The organism is Thermus sp. H19.2 (genome assembly GCF_054979525.1).
Window position 1 is genome coordinate 932,178 of the sequence record NZ_CM143429.1, and the last position, 26,421, is coordinate 958,598.

At 68.7% G+C, this 26,421-nt stretch carries 25 protein-coding genes and 2 tRNA genes; 16 read left to right on the top strand and 11 right to left on the bottom strand.

Annotated features, from left to right (window positions below):
* The first annotated feature begins 2 nt into the window (after window positions 1–2).
* The 8 genes from ACY5J6_RS05070 to ACY5J6_RS05105 are packed head-to-tail and all read left to right on the top strand — an operon-like array spanning window position 3 to window position 7,968.
* Window positions 3–332, top strand: coding sequence for an ArsR/SmtB family transcription factor (locus ACY5J6_RS05070; protein WP_462846283.1), 330 nt, complete (start codon window positions 3–5; stop codon window positions 330–332).
* The gene (locus ACY5J6_RS05075) at window positions 329–1,981 is read left to right on the top strand and encodes a proton-conducting transporter transmembrane domain-containing protein (RefSeq protein ID WP_462846284.1); all 1,653 of its coding nucleotides are present in this window, start codon (window positions 329–331) and stop codon (window positions 1,979–1,981) included. Before ACY5J6_RS05070 ends, ACY5J6_RS05075 begins: the two co-directional genes overlap by 4 nt.
* Complete coding sequence (locus ACY5J6_RS05080) at window positions 1,978–2,829, top strand: NADH-quinone oxidoreductase subunit H (RefSeq protein ID WP_462846286.1); 852 nt, start codon at window positions 1,978–1,980, stop codon at window positions 2,827–2,829. Before ACY5J6_RS05075 ends, ACY5J6_RS05080 begins: the two co-directional genes overlap by 4 nt.
* Window positions 2,820–3,452 carry a hypothetical protein gene (locus ACY5J6_RS05085; RefSeq protein WP_462846288.1) on the top strand — a complete coding sequence of 211 codons (633 nt, stop codon included), beginning with the start codon at window positions 2,820–2,822 and terminating at the stop codon, window positions 3,450–3,452. Before ACY5J6_RS05080 ends, ACY5J6_RS05085 begins: the two co-directional genes overlap by 10 nt.
* A gap of 2 nt (window positions 3,453–3,454) precedes the next feature.
* Window positions 3,455–4,801, top strand: a complete 1,347-nt coding sequence (locus tag ACY5J6_RS05090) for a proton-conducting transporter transmembrane domain-containing protein (protein ID WP_462846289.1) — start codon at window positions 3,455–3,457, stop codon at window positions 4,799–4,801.
* The gene (locus ACY5J6_RS05095; RefSeq protein ID WP_462846290.1) at window positions 4,789–6,102 is read left to right on the top strand and encodes a hydrogenase large subunit; all 1,314 of its coding nucleotides are present in this window, start codon (window positions 4,789–4,791) and stop codon (window positions 6,100–6,102) included. The genes ACY5J6_RS05090 and ACY5J6_RS05095 overlap by 13 nt, the downstream gene beginning before the upstream one ends.
* A 9-nt stretch (window positions 6,103–6,111) precedes the next feature.
* A complete protein-coding gene (locus ACY5J6_RS05100) occupies window positions 6,112–6,900 on the top strand; it encodes an NADH-quinone oxidoreductase subunit B family protein (protein ID WP_462846291.1) in 789 nt (262 codons plus the stop codon).
* Window positions 6,901–6,909: 9 nt separating this feature from the next.
* Window positions 6,910–7,968 (top strand): pyridoxal-phosphate-dependent aminotransferase family protein, encoded by a 1,059-nt coding sequence (locus tag ACY5J6_RS05105; protein ID WP_462846292.1) that lies wholly within the window; start codon window positions 6,910–6,912, stop codon window positions 7,966–7,968.
* On the opposite strand, the gene ACY5J6_RS05110 is transcribed toward ACY5J6_RS05105, so the two are convergent.
* From ACY5J6_RS05110 to carB, 8 genes are read right to left on the bottom strand one after another with little or no spacing between them, the layout of a single operon-like run.
* Entirely contained in the window at window positions 7,931–8,521 is a 591-nt protein-coding gene (locus tag ACY5J6_RS05110; protein WP_462846293.1) for a TIGR01440 family protein, read from the bottom strand. The two genes, ACY5J6_RS05105 and ACY5J6_RS05110, sit on opposite strands and share 38 nt — an antisense overlap.
* Window positions 8,522–8,565: 44 nt before the next feature.
* Window positions 8,566–9,417 carry a menaquinone biosynthesis prenyltransferase MqnP gene (mqnP, locus tag ACY5J6_RS05115; RefSeq protein WP_462846294.1) on the bottom strand — a complete coding sequence of 284 codons (852 nt, stop codon included), beginning with the start codon at window positions 9,415–9,417 and terminating at the stop codon, window positions 8,566–8,568.
* Complete coding sequence (gene panD, locus ACY5J6_RS05120; RefSeq protein WP_462846498.1) at window positions 9,414–9,764, bottom strand: aspartate 1-decarboxylase; 351 nt, start codon at window positions 9,762–9,764, stop codon at window positions 9,414–9,416. The genes mqnP and panD overlap by 4 nt, the downstream gene beginning before the upstream one ends.
* A gap of 23 nt (window positions 9,765–9,787) precedes the next feature.
* A complete protein-coding gene (locus tag ACY5J6_RS05125; protein ID WP_462846295.1) occupies window positions 9,788–11,335 on the bottom strand; it encodes an Rqc2 family fibronectin-binding protein in 1,548 nt (515 codons plus the stop codon).
* Window positions 11,320–12,084 (bottom strand): tRNA (adenine-N1)-methyltransferase, encoded by a 765-nt coding sequence (locus tag ACY5J6_RS05130; RefSeq protein WP_462846296.1) that lies wholly within the window; start codon window positions 12,082–12,084, stop codon window positions 11,320–11,322. Before ACY5J6_RS05130 ends, ACY5J6_RS05125 begins: the two co-directional genes overlap by 16 nt.
* A gap of 10 nt (window positions 12,085–12,094) precedes the next feature.
* Window positions 12,095–12,952: a DsbA family protein gene (locus tag ACY5J6_RS05135; RefSeq protein WP_462846297.1), complete on the bottom strand. Its 858-nt coding sequence runs from the start codon at window positions 12,950–12,952 to the stop codon at window positions 12,095–12,097.
* Complete coding sequence (locus ACY5J6_RS05140; RefSeq protein ID WP_054637906.1) at window positions 12,949–13,278, bottom strand: cyclic-di-AMP receptor; 330 nt, start codon at window positions 13,276–13,278, stop codon at window positions 12,949–12,951. Before ACY5J6_RS05140 ends, ACY5J6_RS05135 begins: the two co-directional genes overlap by 4 nt.
* Window positions 13,275–16,388, bottom strand: a complete 3,114-nt coding sequence (gene carB / locus ACY5J6_RS05145; protein WP_462846298.1) for a carbamoyl-phosphate synthase large subunit — start codon at window positions 16,386–16,388, stop codon at window positions 13,275–13,277. The genes ACY5J6_RS05140 and carB overlap by 4 nt, the downstream gene beginning before the upstream one ends.
* Window positions 16,389–16,521: 133 nt before the next feature.
* On the opposite strand from carB, the gene ACY5J6_RS05150 reads away from it, so the two are divergent.
* From ACY5J6_RS05150 to clpX, 6 genes are all read left to right on the top strand, one after another.
* On the top strand, window positions 16,522–16,806 hold the full coding sequence (locus tag ACY5J6_RS05150) for a rhodanese-like domain-containing protein (protein ID WP_054637907.1): 285 nt from the start codon (window positions 16,522–16,524) through the stop codon (window positions 16,804–16,806).
* A gap of 28 nt (window positions 16,807–16,834) precedes the next feature.
* A tRNA-His gene (locus ACY5J6_RS05155) sits at window positions 16,835–16,911 on the top strand.
* Between the two features lie 53 nt (window positions 16,912–16,964).
* Window positions 16,965–17,049: transfer RNA gene (locus tag ACY5J6_RS05160), tRNA-Leu, on the top strand.
* Between the two features lie 34 nt (window positions 17,050–17,083).
* Window positions 17,084–18,298 (top strand): trigger factor, encoded by a 1,215-nt coding sequence (gene tig, locus ACY5J6_RS05165; RefSeq protein ID WP_462846299.1) that lies wholly within the window; start codon window positions 17,084–17,086, stop codon window positions 18,296–18,298.
* A 61-nt stretch (window positions 18,299–18,359) separates the two neighbouring features.
* The gene (clpP, locus tag ACY5J6_RS05170; RefSeq protein WP_462846300.1) at window positions 18,360–18,944 is read left to right on the top strand and encodes an ATP-dependent Clp endopeptidase proteolytic subunit ClpP; all 585 of its coding nucleotides are present in this window, start codon (window positions 18,360–18,362) and stop codon (window positions 18,942–18,944) included.
* On the top strand, window positions 18,931–20,127 hold the full coding sequence (clpX, locus tag ACY5J6_RS05175) for an ATP-dependent Clp protease ATP-binding subunit ClpX (RefSeq protein ID WP_054637908.1): 1,197 nt from the start codon (window positions 18,931–18,933) through the stop codon (window positions 20,125–20,127). The genes clpP and clpX overlap by 14 nt, the downstream gene beginning before the upstream one ends.
* Window positions 20,128–20,192: 65 nt before the next feature.
* Here the strand turns inward: clpX and ACY5J6_RS05180 are convergent, their stop codons facing one another.
* Window positions 20,193–21,713, bottom strand: coding sequence for a nicotinate phosphoribosyltransferase (locus ACY5J6_RS05180; RefSeq protein WP_462846301.1), 1,521 nt, complete (start codon window positions 21,711–21,713; stop codon window positions 20,193–20,195).
* Window positions 21,714–21,755: 42 nt separating this feature from the next.
* Here ACY5J6_RS05180 and metH point away from each other — a divergent pair, with 42 nt between their 5' ends.
* Complete coding sequence (gene metH, locus ACY5J6_RS05185) at window positions 21,756–25,313, top strand: methionine synthase (protein WP_462846302.1); 3,558 nt, start codon at window positions 21,756–21,758, stop codon at window positions 25,311–25,313.
* A gap of 9 nt (window positions 25,314–25,322) precedes the next feature.
* Window positions 25,323–25,880, top strand: a complete 558-nt coding sequence (locus ACY5J6_RS05190; RefSeq protein WP_462846303.1) for a Uma2 family endonuclease — start codon at window positions 25,323–25,325, stop codon at window positions 25,878–25,880.
* Here the strand turns inward: ACY5J6_RS05190 and ACY5J6_RS05195 are convergent.
* The gene (locus ACY5J6_RS05195) at window positions 25,877–26,224 is read right to left on the bottom strand and encodes a type II toxin-antitoxin system PemK/MazF family toxin (RefSeq protein WP_462846304.1); all 348 of its coding nucleotides are present in this window, start codon (window positions 26,222–26,224) and stop codon (window positions 25,877–25,879) included. The genes ACY5J6_RS05190 and ACY5J6_RS05195 overlap by 4 nt on opposite strands.
* The gene (locus tag ACY5J6_RS05200) at window positions 26,221–26,421 is read right to left on the bottom strand and encodes a DUF2281 domain-containing protein (protein ID WP_462846305.1); all 201 of its coding nucleotides are present in this window, start codon (window positions 26,419–26,421) and stop codon (window positions 26,221–26,223) included. The genes ACY5J6_RS05195 and ACY5J6_RS05200 overlap by 4 nt, the downstream gene beginning before the upstream one ends.

The window sequence follows — 26,421 nt, forward strand, 5'->3', positions numbered from 1 at the left end:
CCATGCCCGACGCCCTCCATCGGTATAAGGCCGAGTTTTTTAAAGCCCTGGCCCACCCCTTGCGTTTGGCTATCCTGGATGCCTTGCGCCAGGGGGAGAAGAGCGTGTCCGCCCTGCAGGAGGAGCTTGGGGTGGAGCAGTCCTCCCTCTCCCGGCAACTCGCCTTTCTGCGGGAGCGGGGGTTTTTGCGGGCGCGAAGGCAGGGGACCCTGGTCTACTACGGGGTGGCGGACCCCGAGGTCTACGCTTTCTTGGATCTGGGACGCCGTTTGTTCCAGCGGCACCTGGCCTCGGAGCAGGAACGGCTGAAGGCCTTGAGGGAGGGGGTGTGATCCCGCTTTTGGCCTTGGCGGGCCTCGGCCTGGGCATGGCCAGCCTCTTGGGCCTGCGCGCTCCCCGGGCTGGGGCCTACCCCTTGGGGCTTGCTGGCCTGGCCTTGGGCTTGGCGGGAGGGGTGGGCTGGGCTTTGGGGGAGGGGGCCGGGGCCTTTTACCTCTTGCTCCTTGGGCTTCTCACCCTGGGCGTGGCCCCCTACCTCCCCGAGTACCTGGACCACCACGCCCTCCACGGGCGGGCCTACGCCTTGCTCGTGCCCCTTTTCCTGGGAGCCATGGCCGGGGTGGCCCTGGTGCCCCCGGGTTACGCCTTCCTCTTCCTTTGGGAAGGCATGGCCCTTTTGGGCTACGCGCTCATCGCCCTCGAGGGGGCCAAGGCCCTGCCGGGAGCCCAGGCCTTCTTCCTCGCCAGCCGGCTTTCGGGCGCGGGCCTTTACCTGGCCTTTCTCGGCCAGGGGCATGTGGGCGAGGACCTTCTTTGGTTAGGGTTGCTCTTGGGGTTCGGGGTAAAGGCCGCCCTTTTCCCTTTCCACGGTTGGCTTCCCCGGGCCCACCCCGTGGCCATCAGCCCGGTTTCCGCCCTTCTTTCCGGGGCCATGACCAAACTGGGCCTTCTGGGGCTTTACCAATCTGCCTACTGGTTTGGCCCGCCCCCCGGTTGGGTGGGCCCGGTCCTTCTGGGCCTGGGGCTTGGGGGGGCGGTGTACGCCCTGGTGCGGGGCCTGGCCGAGGACGACCTCAAGGCCGCCCTGGCCTATTCCAGCGTGGAAAATTTGGGGCTGATGCTGGCGGCCTTGGGAGGGTACTTCCTCACGGGCCATCCTCTTTTTCAGGCGGCCTTTTTCCTGCACCAGCTGGCCCACGCCCTCTTTAAGGGCCTGCTCTTTCTCGGGGTGGGGGCGTTGGGGGAGCGCCGGCTTTCCCGGCTGGGGGGTCTGTGGCGCCAGTCCCCGGTCTTGGGGGCCCTGGTTCTTTGGGGCATGGGGGTGGCGGCGGGGCTTCCGCCCGGCCCCCTTTTCCTGGCGGAGTGGTCCTTATACTTGGGATTTATCCAGGAAAAATCCTGGCTTTCCCTGGGGGCGGGGGCCTTGGCCTTGGTGGGGGCCCTGGCGGTGTTTTACTACGTGCGCCTTTTCGGCCTGGCCTTTCTGGGGTTTCCTCGAGGCCCGGCCTCGTGGCACCTGGGCCCGGGGATGCGGCTTGGCTTAGGGGTGCTCTCCGGCCTTCTCCTCCTTTTGGCCCTGGGGCCTGGCTGGGCCCTTTCCCCCCTGGGGGCGGGGGTTTACCCCAACGGCCTCCTCTTCCTTCTCCTACCCGTGGCCTACCTTCTCTACCGCCGCCTCCAGGGCCTGCCCCACCGGGTGTACGCCACCTGGGACTGCGGTTACCGGCCCCTTTCCCCGCGGATGCAGCCCACGGGCTTGGGCTTTAGCCAGCCCCTTTTGCGCCTCTTCCCCTTCGTGCGCCTAAGGGAGGCGGAAAGGCCGGGCCTCGAGGAGCCCCTGGAGAACCTCTTCCAGGGCATAGGGGGCTTCTACGCCCGGCTGAGCTACCGCTTCCAAGGGCTCCAGTCGGGAAGCCTGCACTTCTACCTGCTTTTGCAACTCCTTACCTTGGTCTTGGTGCTGGGGGGGGTGTTGCTGTGAGCGCCCTTTTGCTTCTCCTCCTCGCCCCCCTCTTCACGGGGAGCGTGAAGTGGCTCAAGGCCCGGCTCACCCACCGCCTGGGGCCTAGCCCCCTGGTGGAGTACCGGAACCTGGCCAAGCTTTTGGGAAAGGCGTGGGTATGGCCCGAGGCCGGCACCCCCCTTTTCCTCTTGGGGCCGGTTCTCGCCCTCTTGGGGGCGTTGGCCGCGGCGAGCTTCTTGCCCTACCTGCCGGGGCCTCGCTTTGCGGGGGATCTCTTTCTGGCCCTCTACCTCCTCAACCTGGGGCGGTTTTTCCAGATGCTGGCGGCCCTGGATGCGGGAAGCGCCTTCGGCGCTCAGGGGAGCTACCGGGAAGGGCTGGTGACGGCGCTGGCGGAGCCCGGCACCCTTCTGGCCCTGGGGGCGGCAGCCCTTATGGGGGAGGGGTTTTCCCTGGCGGGCCTTCCCACCCTAAGCCCTGAAAACGCCCTGGTACTTCTTCTGGTTTTGGCCTCCTTGGCCTTGGCCCTCCTCGCCGAGGGGGCGCGGATGCCGGTAGACGACCCCACCACCCACCTGGAGCTCACCATGGTCCACGAGGCCCAGCTTCTGGACCACGGGGGCCCCCTCCTGGCCCTCTACGAGCTGGCGGTGGGGGTAAAGATGCTCTTCTATGCGGCCCTTATGGCCCTGCTTCTTCCCGGGCCTCCCCTTCTTCTCTTCCTGGGGGTGGCGGGGCTTTGGGTTCTGGCCCTGGGCTACCTGGAAACCTACGGGGTGAAGCTCCGGTACCTGCGGCTACCGGACTTCCTCTCCTACAACACCCTCTTTGGGGTGCTGGCCATGCTGGGGGCGGTATGGAGGTAGCGCACACCCTAACCCTGGCGGTCTTGGCCACCGGCGTTCTCATGGTGAGCCGGAGGAGCCTGGACGCCATCATCCGGCTTTATGCCTTGCAGAACCTGCTTTTGGCGGCCTTGGCCTTTCTCTTGGCCCGCGGGGAGGTGCACTTCATCCTGGCGGGGGTGGCGCTCTTCCTGGTGAAGGGGATGCTCATCCCCGCCTACCTCTTCTGGCTTCTGGACCGCCTGGAGGTGAGCCACGAGGTGGAGGGCTACCTCTCCGTGACCCTTTCCCTGCTTCTGGCGGGGCTCCTCACGGCCTTGGCCTTCCGGGTGGGGCGGGCCTTTGTGCTTCCCACGGCCCCCTTGCCCCAGGGGGTGCCGGTGGGCCTGGCCCTGGTGCTCCTGGGGGCCCTTTCCATGGTGAGCCGGAAGAAGGCCGTGAGCCAGGTGCTGGGCTTCTTGGCCTTGGAAAACGGCGTCTTCCTCCTGGCCTTGGCGGAAAGCCACGGCCTGCCCTTGTTTGTGGAGCTTGGGGTGGCCCTGGACGCCTTTGCCGCGGTCTTCTTGGCGGGCGTCCTCATCTTCCGCATCAAGGGGGAGCTGGGCCACGTGGACACCGCGCGGATGCGCTCGCTCAGGGGGTGAACGTGCTCTATCTTTTGGTGGCGCTACCGCTTTTGACCTTCCTCGGGCGTCGGGACCCCAAGGCCTTGCCGCTTTTGGCCGCGGGGGGCGCCTTGCTTTCCGCGGGGGTGGCCTGGGCTTCTTTGGGCCTGGCGGAGGGCCCTTTCCGCCTGGACGGCGTGGGGCTTTTTTACCTTCTCCTAACCGATGGGCTCTTCGCCCTGGTGGCCCTTTTCGCCCAGGGCTACTTTCCCCGGGAAGAGGCTTGGCGCTTTTACTGGTCCGGAGCCCTTTTCCTGGTGGCGGTGCACGGGGCTTACCTGGCCCACAACCTGGGGGTGCTCTGGGTCTTCGTGGAGGGGAGCACCCTGGCCTCGGCCCTCCTCATCTACCACCGGGGCGGGGCGAGGGCCCTCGAGGCCACCTGGAAGTACCTGATGCTGGGAAGCGTGGGCATCGCCTTGGGCCTTCTTGGCGTCATCCTGCTCTACGCCCTCCTGGGAGGGGCCACCCTGGACTGGGCCGAGGCCCGGGCCCGGATGCCCGGGGTGAACCTCGAGGGGCTGAAGGTGGCCTTCGCCCTGCTCCTGGTGGGCTTCGGCACCAAGGTGGGGCTTTTCCCCTTGCAGGCCTGGCTTCCCGATGCCCACGCCGAGGCCCCGGGGCCGGCTTCGGCCCTCCTTTCCGGGACCCTCTTAAACGTGGCCTTCCACGCCCTTCTCCGCTACACCGCTCTCCTGGAGGCGGCCGGGCTCTTCCCCTTCGCCCAGAAGCTTCTCTTGGCCTTCGGCCTCCTGAGCCTCTTTGGGGCGGCCCTCTTCCTTTACGGCCAGAAGGAGTACAAGCGGCTCCTGGCCTACTCCAGCATGGAACACATGGGCCTGGCCACCCTGGCCTTGGGGCTTGGCCTGCCCTGGCTGGCCCTGTTCCACACCCTGGCCCACTCCCTGGCCAAGACCCTGGCCTTCCTGGGGGCGAGCGCCGTCCACAAGGCCACCCACGCCAAGGAGGTGCGGCAGGTGGGGGGGTTGGCCTTCGCTTGGCCCGGGGTGGGCTGGCCCTTGGTCCTGGCCCTGGCGGCCCTGGGGGGGCTTCCCCCCTTCCCTCTCTTCTTCGCCGAGTTCCAGGCGGCAAAGGCCGCCCTGGCCGTTCCCTGGCTGGGCCTGGCTTACCTGGGGGGGGTGGGCCTGGCCTTCTTGGGCCTCCTCGGCCCCATGGGGCAGATGGGGTTTGGCCCGGGGCGCCCCGTCCGCCGGGAAGGGGGGGTGCTCTGGCCCCTGTGGGTTTTGCTGGCCGCGCTTCTTCTCCTGGGGGCCATGCCCCCCGTGGAGGTGTTTAAGGCCTTGGGGGTGGTTTTGTGGAAGCCTTGAGGGAGGCTCTGCGCCAGGGGCGGCCGGTGGCGGTGTTCTGGGATGGGGAGGCTTTGGTGTACGCGGTGGAGCGGGCCAAGGCCCTGGAGGTCTTCCGCCACCCCGCGAAGGAGAGCTTTCCAAGCCTGGCCGCGGAGTTCCCCTCCCTGGACTGGTTTGAGCGGGCCATCTGGGAGCGGCACGGCCTTGTGCCCCAGGGCCACCCCGAGCTCAAGCCCCTGCGCCGCCACGACCTTCCCTACGTTTTTCGCCTCTTCCCCGAGCTCCACGAGGTGCCGGTGGGGCCGGTGCACGCGGGGATCATTGAGCCCGGCCACTTCCGCTTTAGCGTCCTGGGAGAGAAGATCCTCCACCTGGAGATCCGCCTGGGCTACCAGCACCGGGGCCTTCTTGCCCTTTTGCCCGGCAAGGGCCCCGAGGAGGCCCTCCTCCTGGTGGAGCGGGCGGGGAGCGAGCCCGTGGCCCACGCCCTGGCCTTCGCAGAGGCCTGGGAGGCCGCCATGGGGGTGGAGGCCCCACCCCGGGCCCAGGCCCTTAGGCGGGCGGTCCTGGAGCTGGAGCGGGCCTTCGGCCACCTGGGGCACCTGGCGGGGCTCTTCACGGACGTCGGCTACGCCTTCGGGGCCACCCAGGTGGGGCGGGTGCGGGCCCTCTTGCAGGGGGAGGTGGACCGGCTCACCGGCCACCGCTACGGCCGGAACTTCCTGCGGGTGGGCGGGATCTGGCGGGAAGGGAAGGCGGACCTCGAGGCCTTGAGGGCCCAGCAGAAGGAGCTCGCCCGCCTGCTCCCCCGCCTTCTCAAGCACCCCCAGGTGCTGGACCGGATGCGCTACGTGGGCCGGGTGCGTCAGGTGGAAGCCCGGGCCTTAGGCTTTGTGGGGCCCACGGCCCGGGCGAGCGGGGTGGCCCGCGACCTCCGGGAGGAGGACCCCCATTACCCGGGCTTCCGGCCCGTGGTGCGGCAGGGCGGGGACGTTCTCGCCCGGGCCCAGGTCTACGCCGAGGAGGCCCTCCTGGCCCTGGGCCACGCCCTGCGCTTGCTGGAAAGCCTTCCCCCAGGTCCCCTCTTCCGGGAGGTGCCTGAAGGGGACGGGGAGGCCATGGCCCGGGTGGAGGCCGGACGGGGGGAGGTCTTCTGGTTCGTGCGCCTGAAGGGGGGCCGGGTGGCCTTGGCGGAGGGGGTGGACCCGAGCTTCAAGAACTGGCGGGCCTTGGAGCTTGCCGTGCGGGGAGAGGGGCTTCCGGACTTTCCCCTCTGCAACAAGTCCTTTGACCTTTCCTATGCGGGAAACGACCTTTAGGAGGAGGAGATGGGCCTCGTGACCACCTTGCGCCTGGGTCTTCTGACCCGAAAGCTTGCGGAGATCCTCCGGGTGCCGGACCACGCTTTTGGCTACCCTCGGCTTAAGCCCGAGGGGCTTTCCCCGGAAAGGCGGGCCCACCTCCTCCGCCTCTGCCCGAGCCGGGCCTTCCGGGAGGAGGGAGGCCTCTTCCAGCTGGACCTGGCCCGGTGCGTGGGGTGCGGGCGGTGCGCCCTCGCCCACCCGGAGGCGGTGGGGGAGGAGAAGGGCCTCGAGGTGGCCGTGACCCGGCGGGAGGACCTTATTCAACGCGTGGACCTGGAGCGGGGGACCTTCCTGGACCCGGGGCCGCCGCCCCCTCCCCGGAAGGAGCTGGCCCTGCCCACCCTGGCCTTCCGGGAGGTGAGCGCCGGGGACACCGGCCTCGCCGACTCGGAGGTGGCCCTTCTCGGCAACCCCTTCCACGACATGGGCCGCTTCGGCTTCTCCGTGGTGGCCTCCCCCCGCCACGCCGACGCCCTCTTGGTCACGGGGCCGGTGAGCCGCAACATGGCCGAGGCCCTTTTGCGCACCTACGAGGCCATGCCCGAGCCCAAGGGGGTGGTGGCGGTGGGCAACGAGGCCATCTCCGGGGGCGTCTTCGCCGAAAGCCTCGAGGTGGCGGGCGGGGTGGACCGGGTGGTGCCCGTGGACGTCTACGTGCCCGGCGACCCGCCCCGGCCCGGGGCCATCCTCTTCGGCCTCCTCCTCCTGACGGGCCGGGTGCGCCAGCGCCTGGTGGGCGGGGTCTTCCGCTAAACTGCTCCCATGGACTGGCTCCTCACCCCAGGACCTGTGCGCCTGCACCCCAAGGCCCTGGAGGCCCTTTCCCGCCCCCAGCTCCACCACCGCACCGAGGCCGCCCGGGAGGTGTTCCTGAAGGCGCGGGGGCTCCTAAGGGAGGCCTTCCGCACCGAGGGGGAGGTCCTGATCCTCACGGGAAGCGGCACCCTGGCCATGGAGGCCCTGGTGAAGAACCTCTTCGCCCCCGGGGAGAGGGTCTTGGTGCCGGTCTACGGCAAGTTCTCCGAGCGCTTCTACGAGATCGCCCTGGAGGCGGGGCTTGCCGCAAAGCGCCTGGACTACCCCTACGGGAAGGTGCCCCGCCCCGAGGAGGTGGCCCAGGAGGGGTACGCGGGGCTTCTTTTGGTCCACTCCGAGACCTCCACCGGGGCCCTCGCCGACCTCCCCGCCCTGGCCCGGGCCTTCAAGGAGAAAAACCCCGAGGGCCTCGTGGGGGCGGACATGGTGACGAGCCTCCTCGTGGGAGAGGTGGCCCTCGAGGCCATGGGCGTGGACGCCGCCGCCTCGGGGAGCCAGAAGGGCCTCATGTGCCCTCCGGGCCTCGGCTTCGTGGCCCTCGCCCCAAGGGCCCTGGAGCGCCTGAAGCCCAGGGGCTACTACCTGGACCTCGCCCGGGAGCTCAGGGCCCAAAAGGAGGGGGAGAGCGCCTGGACCCCGGCCATCAACCTGGTCCTGGCGGTGGCCGCCGTTTTGCAGGAGGTGCTTCCCCGCCTGGAGGCGCACCTCGCCCTCAAGGCCTGGCAGAACGCCCTCCTCTACGGGGTGGGGGAGGAGTGGGGCCTGAGGCCTGTCCCCGAGGAGAAAAGCCCCGCCGTGGCCGCCTTCTACCTACCGGAAGGGGTGCCCTACGCCCGGGTGAAGGAGGCCTTCGCCAGGAGGGGCGCGGTCATCGCCGGGGGGCAGGGGCCCTTGAAGGGCAGGATCTTCCGCCTCTCCCTCATGGGGGCCTACGACCGCTACGAGGCCCTGGGGGTGGCCGCCATGTTCAGGGAGGTTTTGGAAGAAATTCTTCCAGCTTCTTGAGCATCTCCTCCCGGGTGTAGACCGCCCGGGGCCCGCCCACCAGCTTGGGCCGGGTTTTGGCGGCGAGGAGCACCGCCTCGCCGATCTTCCGCAGGGAAAGCCTCAGGGGCACGGCCACGGGGCGGAGGTGCATGCCGATGAGGACGCCCCCGATGTCCATTCCCCCGTGGGCCTGGGCCCTTAGGGACTCCACCACCACCGGGTCCCTAAAGCGCAAGAAGGCCGCCGTGGCCAAGGCCCCTCCCGCCTTGGGGTGGGGGAAGACGGTGACCTCCTCCAGGCCAAAGGCCCGGGCCGCCTCCCGCTCCACCACCAGGGCCCGGTTCAGGTGCTCGCAGGCCTGGACCGCCACCCACACCCCCCTTTCCAGGAGGGGCGGGAGGAGGCCTTCCAGGAGGGCGTGGGCCGCCTCGAGGCTCGGCCTCGTCCCCACCCTCTCCCCCAGGACCTCGCTGGTGGAGCCCCCGAGGACGAAGAGGCTTCCCCCCTCCATGGGGAAGAGGTCCAGAAACTCCCGCGCCGCCCGTTCGGCCGCCTTGCGGATGCCTTCCATACCCTAAGGTTACGGGAAGCCCCCCCTGGCCATGGATGGGTGGGCTACGCTAGCCACAGGTCCAAGACGATGAAGAGGAACATCCCCAGGCTCACCCCCACGTTGGCCTGGAAGAAGGCCACCTCTACCCTGGAAAGGTCCTCGGGGGAGACCAGGCGGTGCTCCACGAGGAGTAGCCCCCCCACCAGGAAAAGGCCCAGGTAGTAAAAGGCCCCCGCCCCGTAGGCGAGGCCCGCCTGGAGGAAGGCCATCCAGGCGAGGAGGTGGGTGGCCCGGGCCACGGCGAGGGCCCTAGGAATCCCGAAGCGGGCGGGGACGCTTTGCACCCCATAGGCCCGGTCAAAGGCATAGTCCTGGGTGGCGTAGAGGATGTCAAACCCGGCGATCCAGAGCCCCACCCCGGCCCAAAGCCAGTAGGCCGTGGGAGCGAAGCTCCCCGTGACCGCGATCCAGCCCCCAGCGGCGGCCGCCCCGATGGTGAGGCCCAAAACGTAGTGGCAAAGCCAGGTGAAGCGCTTGGTGTAGCTGTAGAAGGTGAGGAAGAAGACGGCCACGGGAAGGAGCCGGGCGGTGAGGGGGTTTAGGCGGAGCCCGGCGTAGACCAAAAGGCCGAGGCCCAAGAGGGCGAGGAGGAGGGTTTCCCAGGGCTTCACGAGGCCTTTGGGCAGGTGGCGGTTTTGGGTGCGCGGGTTCAGGGCGTCTATGCGCCAGTCGATGAGGCGGTTCAGGGCCATGGCCATGGTCCTGGCCCCCACCATGGCCAGGGTGACCAGGAGGAAGGTGGGCCATCCCGGCCACCCTCCCGCCGCCAGGAGCATCCCCGCATAGGCGAAGGGCAGGGCGAAGAGGGTGTGCTCAAAGCGGACCAGCTCCAGGTAGAGCCTTAGGCGCTTCACCCTTTGCGCACCTCGAGGATGCGGTTCCTTTCGTCCACCAGCACCACGGTGGGCCTGAGGCGCCTCGCCTCCTCCTCCTCGAAGACCCCGTAGGCCACGAGGATCGCCAGGTCCCCCGGCCTTACCAGGTGGGCGGCGGCCCCGTTGATCCTCACCTCCCCCGAGCCCCGCTCCCCGGGAAGGGCGTAGGTGGTGAGCCGGGCCCCGTTGGTGATGTCGTAGACGTCCACCTGCTCAAAAGGCAGGATCCCGGCGGCCTCCAGAAGCTCCTGGTCCACCGTCACCGAGCCCACGTAGTGGAGGTCGGTCTGGGTCACGGTGGCCCGGTGGATCTTGGCGTGGAACATCACGCGCCTCACGAAGCCCGAGTTTACTCCTCCGGGGCCTCCGGGGGAAGGGTGCCCTCCACGAAGAGGGTCTTGGCCTGGGTGTAGAGGGCCTGGCCGGGGGGGGCCTTGCGGGGCCGCCAGACGTGCTTCTTGCGGGTGTAGTCCACCGGGACCTGCCTCTCCCCCCGGGCCTTGGAGTGGTAGGCGGCGAGCCGGGCGGCGAAGAGGAGGTCTTCCAGGGGGGGGTTTTTCCCCTCGGCCTTCAGGATCACGTGGCTTCCCGGCACCCCCTGGGCGTGGAACCAGAGGTCTTCCGAGTGGGCGAGCCGGGTGAGGAGGTCGTTCTCCTTGGCGTTCCGGCCCACCAGCACCGGGAAGCCGGAGGGGGAGGTATAGCGGAGGCCCAGCTTGGGCTCCCGTTTTCTGGGCTTCTGGGAAAGTTGGAGGAGCTCCTCCAAGGAGGCCTCCCGCACCCGGGCCATCTCCTCCTCCAGGGCCCTCACCCGGGCCTCGGTCTTGGGGATGAGGTCCAGGGCCCTCTCCGCCAGCTCCTCCAGGCGCCTCGCCCGCTGGTAGAGCTTCTTCGCGTTCTCCTGGGGGGTGAGGCCGGGGTCTAGGGGGATCTCCACGGGGCTCCCGTCAAAGCCCTCCAGGACCGCCCGCTCCGCCCCCTTGGGCACCTCCTTGAGCCGGGCGAGGAGGAGGTCGGCCTTTTGCCGGAGGTCTTCCGCCTCCTCCAGGCGCTCCAGGGCCCTTTGGTAGTCCGAAAGGCGGGCCAGAAGGGTCCGCTTCTCCCGCTCCAGGGCCTCGAGGAGGGGCTTCCTCAAGGCCTCCTTCTCCTCCTCGGCGAAGCGCCGCCTGAGCTCCTGGGAAAGCTCCGCCCGCCAGGAGGGGTCTTCCACCAGGCTCCTCAGGGCCTGGAAGACCCGCCCAAGCCCTTCCTCGTCCAAGGGGGTCTCGGGGGTGAGGCCCGCCCGTCTGGAAAGCTCGAGGAGGAGCGCCTTCCCGATCCCGTCCACGTGGCGCGCCGCTTCCTTCAGAGGCTTTCCCAAAAGAATCCTGAGGTCCGCCTCGGTCAGCGTCCTCGGGTCCAGCTTCCGGTAGGGGGGCGGGGGGGTGTAGGGGAGGCCGGGCCTGAGCTCCCGGTAGCGGTTCACCTCCTTGGTGATGACCCGGTCCACCCCGAGGATCCGGCCCTCCTCGTCCAGGAGGAGGAGGTTGGCGTTCCTGCCCGTGGCCTCCAGGACCAGGACGGAAGGGGGGGCGTCCACGAACCCCTTTTCCCCGGCGAAGCGGAAGAAGGCCACCCGGTCCAGCTTGAGCTGCCTGGCCTCCACCAAGGGCCCCTTGACCCGGGCCTGGAGCTGCCTCTGGAAGGGGGTCTTGGGGTCCCCAAGGAGGGTGCCCCCCTCCAGGGCCAGGCTCGGGGTGGGGGGGCGGTAGCGGAGGACCAGGTTGAAGATGCGCCCCGTCTTCCCCTTGAGGAGGAGGGCCGCCGTCCCCTCCTCGGGGAAGGCGAGGCCCAGGTTCTGGGCGGGGAGCTCCTTCTCAAGCTCCCTCAAGACGGCGTGGATCAGGAGGCCTTCCATTTTCTCAGGGCGAGGAGGAAGGCGGTGTGCCCCACCTGCTGGAAGCGGGGGTGGGCCACGGGAAGCCTAATCTCCCACTCCCGCCAGCCCACCTCCAGCACCCTTTCCAGCCGCAAGGGAAGCCCTTCCGCCTCCTTCAGGGTCTCGAGGACCTGGGTGATGTTGGGGAGGTAGGCCACCAAAAAGCGGTCCGGGAGGAGGGCCTCCGTGGCCTTCCTGAGCACCTTCCAGGGCTCCATGAGGTCCAGGGCCACCCCGTGGTAGGCCTCCCGGGGAAGCTCGGCCTCCTCCAGGCCCCCCTGGTGGAAGCGGATGTTGTCCGCCGTCCAGAAGGCCCGGATGTTCTCCATGGCCTGCTCCAGGTGGTGGGGGCGCTTCTCGTAGGTGTCCACCAGGCCCCCTTCCCCCACCGCCCGGGCCAGGAAGAGGGTAAGCCCCCCCGAGCCCGTGCCCGCCTCCAGGACCCGCATCCCCGGGGCCAGGTCCAGGAGGGCCACCATGGCGCTGGCGTCCTTGGGGTAGGTGGGGGTGGCGCTCCTTTTCATGTGGAGGACGTACTCCTCCAGGGTGGGGCGGTGGACGGAAAGGGGCTCCCCCAGGTGGGTCCGCACCACCCCCCCGGGGCCGGCCTCGAGGATGGCCTCGTGGGGCACCGTCCCCCGGTGGTGGTGGAACACCCCTCCGGGCCGTAGGCGCACCAGGAAGGCCCGGCCCTTGGCGTCCTTGAGGAGGAAAAGCGCGCCTTCCACCCCGCCCACTTTAGCGGGCGAGCTCCAGGTAGTCCAGCACCCTTCCCAGGTCAAAGGGGTCGGGCACCCAGTAGGGCCCGGCGAAGACCGTGGGGGTGCCCCGGAGGCCGAGCCTCAGGGCCAGGGCCCGGTCCGCCTCCACGGGGGCCTTGGCCGAGGGGTCCTTGAGGCAGGCGGCGAAGGCCTTCTCCTCCAGGCCCAGTTCCCGGGCCAGGGCCAGGTAGTCCCCAAGGCGCCCCTCCATGAGGCGGTCGTGGTAGGCAAAGAAGGCCCCCTGCCGGTGGGCGCACTCGCTGGCGGTGGCGGCGGGGAGGGCTTCCCTGTGGATCTCCGTGAGGGGGAAGTGGCGGTAGCTCACCCGGAGCTCGCCCTTCTCCGCCCGGGGCTTCAGGGCGGGGAGGACCTCCCGGGCCAGGCGCTGGCAGAAGGGGCACTGGAAGTCGGAAAACACCCGAAGAAAGGGCCCCTTCTCCCCCAGGACCAGTCGGTCCTGGCCGAAGGCGCCCTCCGGCACCTCCCGGGGGGCGAGGCGGGCCGTGAGGGAGGGGCCTAGGGCGAGCTCCAGGAGGAAGGCGTCCCCCAGGTGGAGGGTGAGGCGCTTTCCCCGCAGGGCCTCCCGGTTCTTGCCGTACCAGTCCAGGAAGGGCCCGGCGAAGCCCATCCCCGTGGCCCTCTCCAGGAAACGGGCCAGGAAGGAGGCGTTCTCGGGGCCCTGGTACCGGGCGGCGAGAAGGCGGCCCCCCTTGGCCTCCACCTCCACCCTGGCCCCGGGGGGCAGGGGACCCAGGGCCTTCTGGAACTCCTCCACGGGCCTGGCGATCTGGGCCAAGGCCAGGCCCAGAAGGGGGAGGAGCCATATGGCCCTCATACCTTGAAGAAGCCTTCCACCGGCAGGACGAAGACCACCGCCCCACCCACCTGCACCTCCACGGGCTGGGCCAGGAAGGGGTCGGGGGCCTCGGAGAGGGGGAGGCCCCGGGTCACCAGGCGGGTGCGGGTGCGGCACTTCTCCCGGATGAGGTCCAGGACCTCGGGGACCCGGTCGTCCTCGAGGCCGATGAGGAGGGTGGTGTTCCCCTCCCGGAGGAACCCCCCGGTGGAGGCCAGCTTGGTGGACTGGAGGCCCCGCTCCAGAAGGGCCTTGGTGAGGCCGGGGGCGTCCGTGTCCTGGACGATGGCGATGACCAGCTTCATTGGCCCCCATTGTACACCCGGTGCCACCCCTGGAGGCTTAGGACGGAAAGGGGCTTCTCCCGGGCCCGCAGGATGGCCTGCAGGCTCCACCAGGCCCCCTCCCGGGTGGTGATGAAGGGCAGGCCCCGCTCCACGGCCCGCCTCAGCTCGGGGTCGGGGACGAGGCTTATGAGGAGGTCGTAGTCCTCCCCCTCGGTGAGGGCGAAGCCCGCCTCCCGGTAGGCCTCCTTTAGCTCCTCCAGGCGGGCGAGGTCATCGCCCTTGAGCCCCTCGCCAAGGAAGCGCACCTTCCCCTCCAGGGGAAGCCTCTGCCCCGCCCCAAGCTCCGCCTTGTAGTAGGCCAGGTAAGGGTCCCGGTCTATCCCCATGCTCTCCCCGGTGGAGCGCATCTCCGGGCCCAGGACCGGGATGACCCCGGGGAACTTGAGCCAGGGGATGACCACCTCTTTGGCGGCGTAGTAGGGGGGGACGGGGTCCAGCTCCCGGATGCCGAGCTCCCTTAGGGTCTTGCCCACGGCGATCTTGGCGGCAAGCTTGGCCAAGGGGAGGCCGATGGCCTTGGACACGAAGGGCACGGTGCGGCTTGCGCGGGGGTTGGCCTCGAGGACGTAGACCTCCTCCCCCACCACGGCGTACTGGACGTTCAAAAGCCCCCGCACCCCGAGGCCTAAGGCTAGGCTTCGGGTGTAGTCCCGCACCTTCTCCAGGGCCCCCTCGGGCACGTGGACGGGGGGAAGGAGGGTGGCCGAGTCCCCGGAGTGGACCCCGGCCCTTTCCACGTGCTCCATCACCCCGGCGATCAGCACCTCCTCCCCGTCGGAGAGGGCGTCCACGTCCAGCTCCACGGCCCCTTCCAGGTAGCGGTCCAAGAGGATGGAGGGCTTCTCCTGCAGGGGCTCGTAGACCTCCTCCAGGTAGCGCCTTAGCTCCGCCATGCTCCACAGGACCCGCATGGCCCGCCCGCCCAGCACGTAGCTGGGCCTGGCCAAGAGGGGGAAGCCCACCTCCTCCGCAAGCCTTAGGGCCTCCTCCGGGGTCTGGGCCACCCGGCCCTCGGGCTGGGGGATGCCGAGCCTTTGGCAGAGGGCGTGGAAGGCCTCCCGGTCCTCCGCCAGGTGGATGGCGCTAAAGGGGGTGCCGAGGAGCCTGACCCCGGCCTCCTCCAGGCCCCGGGCGAGCTTTAGGGGGGTCTGTCCCCCCAAGGTGGCGATGACCCCCAGGGGCTTCTCGTGCTCCACCAGGTTGAGGACGTCCTCCAGGGTCAGGGGCTCAAAGTAGAGGCGGTCGGCGGTGTCGTAGTCCGTGGAGACCGTCTCGGGGTTGGAGTTCACCATGATGGTCTCAAACCCCTCCTCCTTCAGGGCCCAGACGGCGTGGACCGTGGCGTAGTCGAACTCCACCCCCTGGCCGATCCGTATGGGCCCCGAGCCCAGGATCACCACCTTGGGCTTCTCTGAGGGCCAGACCTCGTCCTCCGCCTCGTAGGTGGAGTAGTGGTAGGGGGTGTAGGCCTCGAACTCGGCGGCGCAGGTGTCCACGGTCTTGTAGACCGGGACCACCCCGAGGGCCTTCCTCTCGGCCCGCACCTCCCCTTCCTCCTTTCCCAAAAGCTCCCCCATCCTCCGGTCGGAAAGGCCCAGGGCCTTGTAGAAGCGAAAGTCCTCCCGGTCCTTAGGGGGGTGGGATCTGAGCCAGGCCTCGGCCTCGGCGATCTCCTTCATCTGGTGGAGGAACCAGGGGTCTATCCGGGTGGCCTGGTGGAGCTCCTCCACGGGCATCCCCCGCCTTAGGAGCTCCATGACGGCGTAGATGCGGTCGGGGTTGGGGTAGAGCTTCTTCGCAAGCTCCTCCGTCTTGACCCCGGCCAGGGCCCTTACGTCCCGCTCCAGGCCCCTTAGGGCCTTCTGGAGGGCCTCCTTGAAGGTGCGGCCCATGGCCATCACCTCCCCCACGCTTTTCATCTGGGTGGAAAGCTCGTCCCTGAGCCCTCCTAGGGTGTTGGGGAGGTCCTGGAACTTCTCAAAGGCGAAGCGGGGGATCTTCACCACCACGTAGTCGATGGTGGGCTCAAAGGAGGCCGGGGTCTTGCGGGTGATGTCGTTGGGGAGCTCGTCCAGGCGGTAGCCCACGGCGAGGAGGGCGGCGATCTTGGCGATGGGGAAGCCCGTGGCCTTGGAGGCGAGGGCGCTTGAGCGGGAGACCCTAGGGTTCATCTCGATGACCACCATCCGCCCCGTCTTGGGGTGGAGGGCGAACTGGATGTTGGACCCCCCGGTGTCCACCCCGATCTCCCGGATCACCGCCTTGGCGGCGTCCCGCATCCTCTGGTACTCCACGTCGGAGAGGGTCTGGGCGGGGGCCACGGTGATGGAGTCCCCGGTGTGGACCCCCATGGGGTCCAGGTTCTCGATGCTGGTGATGACCACCACGGTGTCCGCGTGGTCCCGCATCACCTCCAGCTCAAACTCCTTCCAGCCCAGGACCGACTCCTCCACCAGCGCCGTGTGGACGGGGGAGAGGAGGAGGCCCCGCCCCAAGACCTCCTTAAGCTCGGCCTCGTCCTTGGCGATGCCGCCCCCCGTGCCTCCCAGGGTGAAGGAGGGGCGGACCACCACGGGATACCCCACCTCCCGGGCGAAGTGGAGGCCTTCTTCCACGCTCCCCACCATCTTTCCCCGGGGCACCTCGAGGCCGATCCTCCGCATGGCCTTTTGGAACTCCTCCCGGTCCTCCCCCTTCCTTATGGCCTCGGCCTTGGCCCCGATGAGCTCCACCCCGTAGCGCTCCAGAATGCCTTCCTCGTAAAGGGCCATGGAGAGGTTGAGGGCGGTCTGCCCTCCCAGGGTGGGGAGGAGGGCGTCGGGGCGCTCCTCGGCCAGGATCTTCTCCAGGGAGTCCAGGGTAAGGGGCTCCACGTAGGTGCGCTCGGCGAGCTCGGGGTCGGTCATGATGGTGGCGGGGTTGGAGTTCACCAGGACCACCTCATACCCTGCCCCCCTTAGGGCCTTCACCGCCTGGGTTCCGGAGTAGTCGAACTCGGCGGCCTGCCCGATGGTGATGGGCCCCGATCCGATGATGAGGATTTTCTTCAGGTCTCTTCTCGGCGGCATCGCGTACCCGAGGGATGAGCTTAGCACAAAGGGGAGGGGGCGCCAAGGCGTTCCGGCGAACTTATACCGCTTAGCCGGATAGGGGTGCATAATCTTGCGCGCGGGCCGGGGCTTCCCGCGCTATACTTGGCTCATGCGCAAGGTCCGCCCCGAGGAGCTTCCCGCCCTTCTCCAGGCCGGGGTCAAGGCGGTGGACGTCCGCCCCCCGGACAAGCGGCACACGCCCCTGCCTTTCCCCGCGGAGTGGGTTCCCCTGGAGAAGATCCAGAAGGGGGAGCACGGCCTGCCCCGGGTGCCCCTCCTTTTGGTCTGCGAGAAGGGCCTCCTGAGCCAGGTGGCCGCCCTCTACCTGGAGGCCGAGGGCTACGAGGCCATGAGCCTCGAGGGCGGCCTCCAGGCCTTGACGCAAGGGAAGTAGCCCCGTAGAATGGCGGATGCTGAGCGTGGTGAGCGTAGCTCAGCTGGTTAGAGCACCGGACTGTGGATCCGGGGGTCGTGGGTTCAAGTCCCATCGCTCACCCCAACCCCGCCACCCCGAACGGGGTGGTATTTTAAAGGGGGGCCTCGCCCTCCCTTGCGAGGATGGCGGAACCGGTAGACGCGCCGGACTTAGGATCCGGTGGGGCAACCCGTGCGGGTTCAAGTCCCGCTCCTCGCACCACCCGGGCGAGGCCCCTTTTCTGGCGAGGTGAGGCGTGGCGGAGATCCTGGAGCGTTCCGGTTATCTGGTTAGGGTCCGGGTGGAGGTCCCGGCGGAAAAGGTGGAGGCCAGCTACCAGGCCCTGCTTAAGGACCTGGCCCGCAAGGTCCGGATCCCGGGCTTCCGCCCAGGCAAGGCCCCCCTGAAGGTGGTGGAGGCCCGCCTGGGGCGGGAGGAGCTCATGGCCGACCTGAAGGAGCGCCTGGTGGAGGAGACCTACCCCCAGGCGGTGCGGGAGCTTGGGCTTCTTCCCGTGGCGGCCCGGGTGGTGGAGGAGGAGCTCAAGGAGGGGGAGGGCTTCCGCTACGTGGCCGAGGTGGAAAACTACCCCGAGGCCGCCCTCCCCGACTGGCGGGGCTTCACCCTGGAGGTCCCTCCCCCCGAGGTCACCGAGGAGATGGTGGAAAGGGCCCTGGAGGAGCTACGCCAGCGCTACGCCGAGCTGGTACCCGTGGACCGGGTGGCGGGGGAGGGGGACCACGTCTACGTGCGCACCGAGGAGGGGGTGGAGTTCCCCATAGACCTCTCCAAGGCCCTGCCCCACGTGCGGGAGGTCCTCTTGGGGAAGAAGGCGGGGGACGTGGTCCTGGTCCCCGTGCTGAACGATAAGGGCGAGAAGGTGCGGGAGGTGAGGACCGAGGTCCTGGAGGTCAAGGCCCTGGAGCTTCCCGAGCTGGACGAGGAGTTCGCCAAGACCCTGGAGGCGGAAAGCCTCGAGGACCTCAAGGCCAAGGTGCGGGAAAGCCTCCAGCACCAAGCGGAGGCCCAGCACCAGGAGGCGAGGGAGCGGGCCTTCCTGGAGAAGCTCGCCGAGGGCCTCGAGGCGGACATCCCCCCCTCCATGCTGGAGGCCGAGGAGCGCCACCTCCTGGAGCACCTGGCCGAGGATCTCTACCAAAAGGGGGTGGGCCTCGAGGCCTATCTGAAGGCCTTGGAGGAGAAGGGGGAGCTAGGGAAGTTCCGGGAAGAGCTCCGCCAGGAGGCCCTGAAGCGGGTGCGGCGCTCCCTGGCCAAGGAAAAGCTCGCCGAGGAGCTCCGCCCCGAGCTCACCGAGGAGGAGTGGCAGGCCTACCTCCAGGCGGTGGCCCGCTCCTACGGGCTCAGCGTTCCCGAGCTTAAGCGCGAGTTCGGACAAAGGGGCCTGGAGAGGCTTAAGGCCGCCTACCTCCAGGACAAGGCCGTGCGCCTGGCCCTGGCCCAGCTCCCTTGAGGGGCCCATGGTGGCCCAGGGGGGTTTCCCCCCTGGGCTTGCCGCTACAATGGGAGGCGGTATGGTGATCCCGTACGTCATCGAGCAGACCGCCCGCGGGGAGCGGGTCTACGACATCTACTCCCGCCTCCTCAAGGACCGCATCATCTTCCTGGGCACCCCCATAGACGCCCAGGTGGCCAACACCATCGTGGCCCAGCTCCTCTTCCTGGACGCGCAAAACCCCAACCAGGAGATCCGCCTCTACATCAACTCCCCTGGGGGGGAGGTGGACGCGGGGCTGGCCATCTACGACACCATGCAGTTCGTGCGGGCCCCCGTCTCCACCATCGTCATCGGCATGGCGGCCAGCATGGCGGCGGTGATCCTGGCGGCCGGGGAGAAGGGCCGCCGCTACGCCCTGCCCCACTCCAAGGTGATGATCCACCAGCCCTGGGGCGGGGTCCGGGGCACGGCCAGCGACATCGCCATCCAGGCCCAGGAAATCCTGAAGGCCAAGAAGCTCCTGAACGAGATCCTCGCCCAGCACACCGGCCAGCCCCTGGAGAAGGTGGAAAAGGACACCGACCGGGACTACTACCTCTCCGCCCAGGAGGCCCTGGAGTACGGCCTCATCGACCAGGTGGTGACCCGTGAGGAAGCCTAGGCCCTACTGCAGCTTCTGCGGCCTCCGCCCCCCCGAGACGGGGAGGCTTCTGGAAAGCCCCATAGAGGACGTCTACATCTGCGAGGACTGCGTGGAACGGGCCCGGGAGGTCCTGGCCCAGGAGGGGCGCTCCGCCCCCAAGGGGCCAAGCCGCCTGCCCAAGCCCCAGGAGATCAAGGCCCACCTGGACCAGTACGTGGTGGGGCAGGAGGCGGCGAAGAGGGCCCTAAGCGTGGCCGTCTACAACCACTACAAGCGCCTCCTCCACCCCGAGGCGGAGATCGGCAAGAGCAACATCCTCCTCATCGGCCCCACGGGCACGGGCAAGACCCTCCTCGCCGAGACCCTGGCCCGCTTCCTGGAGGTGCCCTTCGCCATCGCCGACGCCACCACCCTCACCGAGGCGGGGTACGTGGGGGAGGACGTGGAGAACGTCCTCCTGCGCCTCCTGCAGAACGCCGACTTCGACGTGGCCCGGGCGGAGATGGGCATCGTCTACATCGACGAGATCGACAAGATCGCCCGCAAGTCGGAAAACCCCTCCCTCACCCGGGACGTCTCCGGGGAAGGGGTGCAGCAAGCCCTCCTCAAGATCATTGAGGGCACCATCGCCAACGTGCCCCCGCAAGGGGGCAGGAAGCACCCCCACCAGGAGTTCATCCCGGTGAACACCAAAAACATCCTCTTCATCCTGGGCGGGGCCTTTGAGGGCTTGGAGAACATCGTCAAGGCCCGCACCGAGCGCACCGCCATCGGCTTCACCCGGACCAAGGCCCAGGAGGAGCCCCGGGAGGTCCTCCCCGAGGACCTGGTCAAGTTCGGGATGATCCCCGAGTTCGTGGGCCGGGCCCCTCTCATCGTCCAGCTCCACCCCTTGGGCGAAGACGACCTGGTGCGCATCCTCACCGAGCCCAAAAACGCCCTGGTGAAGCAGTACCAGGAGCTCTTCCGCATGGAGGGGATGGAGCTCCGCTTCACCCAGGCGGCCCTGAAGGAGGTGGCCCGGCGGGCTCTCAAGCGGGGCACGGGGGCGAGGGGCTTAAGGGCCATCCTGGAGAAGACCATGGTGGACTTGATGTTTGAGGCCCCGGGGAGCGGGGTGAAGGAGATCGTGGTGGACCTGCCCCACCTGGACAACCCCCTGAAGGCCCTGGAGGAGGCCAGGCTCAAGCAGGCCTCCTAAGTGCCCGTGCCTTGGCTTCGCAACAGGAGGCGCCCAAAACAGGGCTGGGAGGAGGCTCTTTTGGCTTAGCCTTCCAGCTTCCGCACCAGCTCCTCCTTGAGGGCGAAGAGCCTCTCCGTGAGGGAGACGTGGTAGACGTGGGGGTTCACCAGCCGCCGCACCCCGGGGTCCAAAAGGGCCACGTCCCGGTCCCGGCGCTTCCTGAGTTCTTCCAAGGGGAGGGGAGGGAAGAGCCTCCTTCCCCGGTAGACCTCCTCCAGGAGGGCCTCGAGGGCGAACTCCCCCGGCCTCAAGGTGCGGCGCTTGGTGGGGTCCGTGGGGTGGCGCAGGGTAAGGGGGGCGTCCTCCCGCACCTCCTCCTCGGCCAGGGCCAAGAGGTCGGCGGTGGCCAGCCCCCTCCCGTCGTAGACCCGGTAGACCCGCTTGTGCCCGGGGTTCAGGACCTTTTCCAGGGAGTCCGAGATCTTCATGGCCGGGGCCCAGGCCCCGTTCTCCCGGATGGCCACCAGCTTGTACACCCCCCCCAGGGCCGGATAGCCCCAGGAGACCACCATCCTGGTCCCCACCCCGTAGACCAGGCGCCTCAAGAGGCGGTCGGGGTCCACCCCGTAGCGGGGGGCCTCCTGCAGGATCTGGCTCTTGATCTGCCAGATGACGAGCTCGTCCAGGTCCCCGGAAAGGACGATGGAGACCTCGGGGAAGCCCGCCTTGTCCAGCTCCTTGGCCACCTGGATGGCGAGGTGGGCCAGGTCCCCGGAGTCTATCCGCACCCCCACGGGCCTGTGCCCCTTGCGCCGGAGTTCCTCGAAGACCCGGATGGCGTGGGGAAGCCCTGAGTGGAGGGTGTCCACGGTGTCCAAAAGGAGGATGGTGTCGTCGGGGAAGACCTCGGCGAAGGCCCGGAAGGCGTCCTCCTCGGAGTGGCCCAGGGCCAGGAAGGCCTGGACCAGGCTGTGGGCGTGGGTGCCGGAGGAGGGGAGGCCCAGGAGGTGGGAGAGGCTCACGGCGCTGCTCCGGTCCGCCCCTCCGATGAGGCTCGCCCGGGTGGCGCTCTCCCCGCCCTTGGCGGGGGCGCGGCGGAGGCCGAACTCCAGGACCACGGCCTCCCCCGCCGCCTCCCGCACCCGGCTCGCCTTGGTGGCCACGAGGGTCTCGTAGTTGAGGCGGTTCAGGAGGGCGGTCTCCAGAAGCTGGGCCTGGAGGAGGGGGCCCTCCACGCTCACCAGGGGCACCTGGGGGTGGGCCACGCGCCCCTCGGGAAGGGCCCTTAGGGCGAGGCCGGAAAACCCCCCCATGGCCTTCAGGTAGCGGAGGTAGTCCTCGGCGAAGAGGGGCTTGCCCGAGCGGCTTTTTAGGCCGCGGAGGGCCGCTAGCTCCGCCTCGCCGAAGCGGGCCTCCTCCATCCAGCTTAGAAGGGGGTCCAGCCCGGCGAAGACGACGTAGCCCGCTTGGTGGGCCCCGTAGTCGGGGTTTTTGCGGTAGAAGGCCTCAAAGAGGGCCTCCTTTTCGTGGAGGCCCAGGCGGAAGTAGACCTGGCCCATGGTGAGCTGGTAGAGGTCGGTGTAGAGGACGCCGAAGGGGTCCATGGGCCTAGCATAGCCCCAGGGTTTTCGCTACACTAGCGGGATATGGTGGAGGTGCACACCTGTAGCCCCGGATGCCGCCACCACCTCGGGGGGGCGGGGTGGGGGGAGGCCCCCTTGGTGCGGCTCGGCTACAACAAGGAGGCCCGCGCCAGGAAGTTCCCCTACCTCAAGGCCCTTCTGGAAAGGCCCCTGGTCTTCGACGGGGCCATGGGCACCGAGCTCCAAAAAAAGGACCTTACCCCCGAGGACTACGGCGGGGAGGCCTACTTCGGCTGCCCCGAGGTCTTGAACCGCACCCGGCCCGAGGTGGTGCGGGAGGTCCACCAGAGCTACCTCGAGGCCGGGGCCGAGGTCATAGAGACCAACACCTTCGGGGCGCTCCGCCACGTCCTCGCCGAGTACGGCCTGGAGGAGGAGGCGGAGGAGCTTGCCTTCCTCGGGGCGAGGATCGCCCGGGAGGCCGCCGACCCCTACGGGGCCTTCGTGGCGGGGGCCCTGGGCCCGGGCACCAAGCTGGTCTCCTTGGGCCAGATCTCCTGGGACGAGCTCTACCGGGCCTACAAGGAGGCGGCCAGGGGGCTTCTAAGGGGCGGGGTGGACCTCATCCTCCTGGAGACCGCCCAGGACATCCTGCAGGTGCGCTGCGCCGTCCTGGCGGCGCGGGAGGCCATGGCCGAGGTGGGCCGGGAGGTGCCCCTCCAGGTCCAGGTGACCTTTGAGGCCACGGGGACCATGCTCGTGGGCACGGACGAGCAGGCGGCCCTGGCGGCCCTGGAAAGCCTCCCCATAGACGTGGTGGGGATGAACTGCGCCACGGGCCCCGACCTCATGGACAGCAAGGTGCGCTACTTCGCCTCGCACAGCACCCGCTTCGTCTCCTGCCTTCCCAACGCGGGCCTGCCCCGGAACGAGGGGGGGAGGGTGGTCTACGACCTCACCACCGAGGAGCTCGCCAAGTGGCACCTCAAGTTCGTGGCCGAGTACGGGGTGAACGCCGTGGGGGGGTGTTGCGGCACGGGGCCCGAGCACATAAGGAAGGTGGCCGAGGCGGTGAAGGGGCTTGCCCCGAGGCCGAGGCCCAAAACCTTCCCCCCCCAGGTGGCCTCCTTGTACCAGGCGGTTTCCTTGCGGCAGGAGGCGAGCCTTTTCCTGGTGGGGGAGAGGCTCAACGCCACGGGGAGCAAGCGCTTCCGGGAGATGCTCTTCGCCAAGGACCTCGAGGGCATCCTCGCCCTCGCCCGGGAGCAGGTGGAGGAAGGGGCCCACGCCTTGGACCTCTCCGTGGCCTGGACGGGGCGGGACGAGCTTGAGGACCTCCGGTGGCTCCTTCCTAGCCTCGCCACCGCCCTTACCGTCCCCGTCATGGTGGACTCCACTTCTCCTGAGGCCATGGAGCTCGCCCTCAAGCACCTCCCGGGCCGGGTCCTCCTGAACTCCGCCAACCTGGAGGACGGCCTGGAGCGCTTTGACCGGGTGGCCTCCCTGGCCAAGGCCCACGGGGCGGCCCTCGTGGTCCTGGCCATCGACGAGAAGGGGATGGCCAAGACCCGGGAGGAGAAGGTGCGGGTGGCCCTGAGGATGTACGAGCGCCTCACGGAACACCACGGCCTCCGCCCCGAGGACCTCCTCTTTGACCTCCTCACCTTCCCCATCACCCAAGGGGACGAGGAGAGCCGCCCCCTGGCCAAGGAGACCCTCCTCGCCCTAGAGGAGCTACGGGAGAGGCTTCCCGGGGTGGGGTTCGTCCTCGGGGTCTCCAACGTCTCCTTCGGGCTCAAGCCCCGGGCGAGGCGCGTCCTGAACTCCGTCTTCCTGGACGAGGCGAGGAAACGGGGCCTCACCGCGGCCATCGTGGACGCGGGCAAGATCCTCCCCATAAGTCAGATCCCCGAGGAGGCCTACGCCCTCGCCTTAGACCTCATCTACGACCGCCGCAAAGAGGGCTTTGACCCCCTCCTCGCCTTCATGGCCTACTTTGAGGCCCACAAGGAGGACCCGGGGAAGAAGGAGGACGCCTTTTTGGCCCTTCCCCTTCTGGAGAGGCTCAAGCGCCGCGTGGTGGAGGGGAGGAAGCCGGGCCTCGAGGCCGACCTGGAGGAGGCCCTGAGGGCGGGGCACAAGCCCCTGGACCTCATCAACGGCCCCCTCCTTTCGGGGATGAAGGAGGTGGGGGACCTCTTCGGGGCGGGGAAGATGCAGCTCCCCTTCGTCCTCCAGGCCGCCGAGGTGATGAAGCGGGCGGTGGCCTACCTCGAGCCCCGCATGGAGAAGAAGGGGGAGGGCAAGGGCACCCTGGTCCTTGCCACCGTCAAGGGGGACGTGCACGACATCGGCAAGAACCTGGTGGACATCATCCTCACCAACAACGGCTACCGGGTGGTGAACCTGGGCATCAAGGTGCCCATTGAGGAGATCCTGAAGGCCGTGGAGGCGCACAAGCCCCACGCCGTGGGCATGTCGGGCCTTTTGGTGAAGAGCACCCTGGTGATGAAGGAGAACCTGGAGTACATGCGGGACCGGGGCTACACCCTCCCCGTGATCCTGGGCGGGGCCGCCCTCACCCGGGGCTACGTGGAGGAGCTAAGGGCCATCTACCCCAACGTCTACTACGCCGAGGACGCCTTTGAGGGCCTGAGGCTCATGGAGGAGCTCACGGGCCACGCCCCTCCCGAGCTCACCCGGAAGGCCCCCCCAAAGCCCAAGCGGGAGGCCCCCAAGGCGGCGCCCCGCTCCCGGCCCGTGGGGGAGGCCCCCGCCGTCCCCCGGCCCCCCTTCTTCGGCGTGCGGGTGGAGGAAGGGCTGGACCTCGCCACCATCGCCCACTACGTCAACAAGCTCGCCCTTTACCGGGGCCAGTGGGGCTATAGCCGCAAGGGGATGGACCGGGAGGCGTGGCAGGCCCTGGTGGAGCGGGAGGCGGAGCCCGTCTTCCAGAGGCTCCTCAAGGAGGCGATGGCGGAAGGGTGGCTTGAACCCAAGGTCCTCTACGGCTTCTTCCCCGTGGCCCGGGAGGGGGAGGAACTTCTCGTCTTCTCCCCAGAGACGGGGGAGGTGCTGGAACGCTTCCGCTTCCCCCGGCAGAAGGGCGGGGGGCTGAGCCTCGTGGACTACTTCCGCCCCCGCCACGCCGAACCCCTGGGGGACGAGGCCGCCTGGATGCCCAAGGAGGCCTTCCGGGCGGGGGCCCGGGACGTCCTCGGGGTCCAGCTCGTCACCATGGGGGAGGCCCCTTCTAGGAAGGCCCAGGCCCTCTTCGCGTCCGGCGCCTACCAGGACTACCTCTTCGTCCACGGCTTCAGCGTGGAGATGACCGAGGCCTTGGCGGAATACTGGCACAAGAGGATGCGGCAGATGTGGGGCATCGCCCACAAGGACGCCACCGAGGTCCAGAAGCTCTTCCAGCAGGGCTACCAGGGGGCCCGCTACTCCTTCGGCTACCCCGCCTGCCCGGACCTCGCCGACCAGGCCAAGCTGGACCGGCTCCTGGGTTTCCACCGGGTGGGGGTGCGCCTCACGGAGAACTTCCAGCTGGAGCCCGAGCACGCCACCAGCGCCCTGGTGGTCCACCACCCCGAGGCCCGCTACTTCGGCGTGGACTAGAATGGGGCCATGGGCGAGGCGGCGAAGTCCCTGGAGCTTCTGGACGCCGAGGCCTACCTGGCCCTGGAGGAGCGGTCCCCCGTGCGCCACGAACTCGTGGAGGGCGTACCCTACGCCATGGCGGGGGCGAGCCTTGCCCACAACCGCATCGTGGGCAACCTCTACGCCCTTCTCAGGCCCAAGGCCTTGGCCAAGGGGTGCCGGATTTACACGGAAACCGTCAAGCTTCGGGTTTCCGCCAAGACCTTTTATTACCCCGACCTCATGGTGGTCTGCGGGGGGAAGCCCCCTCACACCCACTACGAGGAGGCTCCCTGCCTGGTGGTGGAGGTGGTTTCGGAGGCCACCGAGGCCATAGACCGCCGGGAGAAGCTCTGGCGCTACCGGGAGCTCCCGAGCCTCCAAGGCTACCTCCTGGTGGACTCCCGGGAGAGGCGGGTGGAGGGCTACTTCCGCCAGGGGGAGGGCTGGCTCTACCGCCTGTGGGAGGGGGAAGGGGAGGTGGAGGTGCCCTGCCTCGGCGTGGGGCTAAGTCTGGAATCCATCTACGAAGGGGTGGAGGTTTAGGCGCTCCCGCACACCCACTGACATAGCCGCGCCCGAAGGCGGCCGAAGCGTTCGGGGCTCAACTTTCCCAGACTTCCAAGGAGCAGGCCTTTATCCACCACGGCAAGACGGCTGATACGCACTACGCTACTGCGCTTGAGGCCCGTTGCGGCAAAATCAAGGTCTGTTTCCAGAATCACTTCATCCAACCCGACAATGGCCTGATCCAGTTGGCTGGATACCATGGCTACGAGCCAGTCTCCGTATTGACCGGGAGTGGAGGCGAGAAGAAGGACGGGCCGTAGCTTTCCGGGTGAAAGGTCGGTGTGGGGGAAGCGCAGGAGGGCGAGGGTTCCGGGGCTCACCAGCGCTCCTCTAGGTCTTCCTCGGTGTAGTCTTCCTCCGGGAGGTCCCTTATCGCCTGGGCCAGGCTGAGGGCTTGCCAGGCAAGCTCTTCGCCCCGCTTCTTTTTCAGTAGAAAGCGAGCGAAGTCCGCCACCTCTTTTTGGAGCGGTTCGGGCATTTGTTCCAGCAGGGCCAGGATCTCTTGCTTTACTGCCAT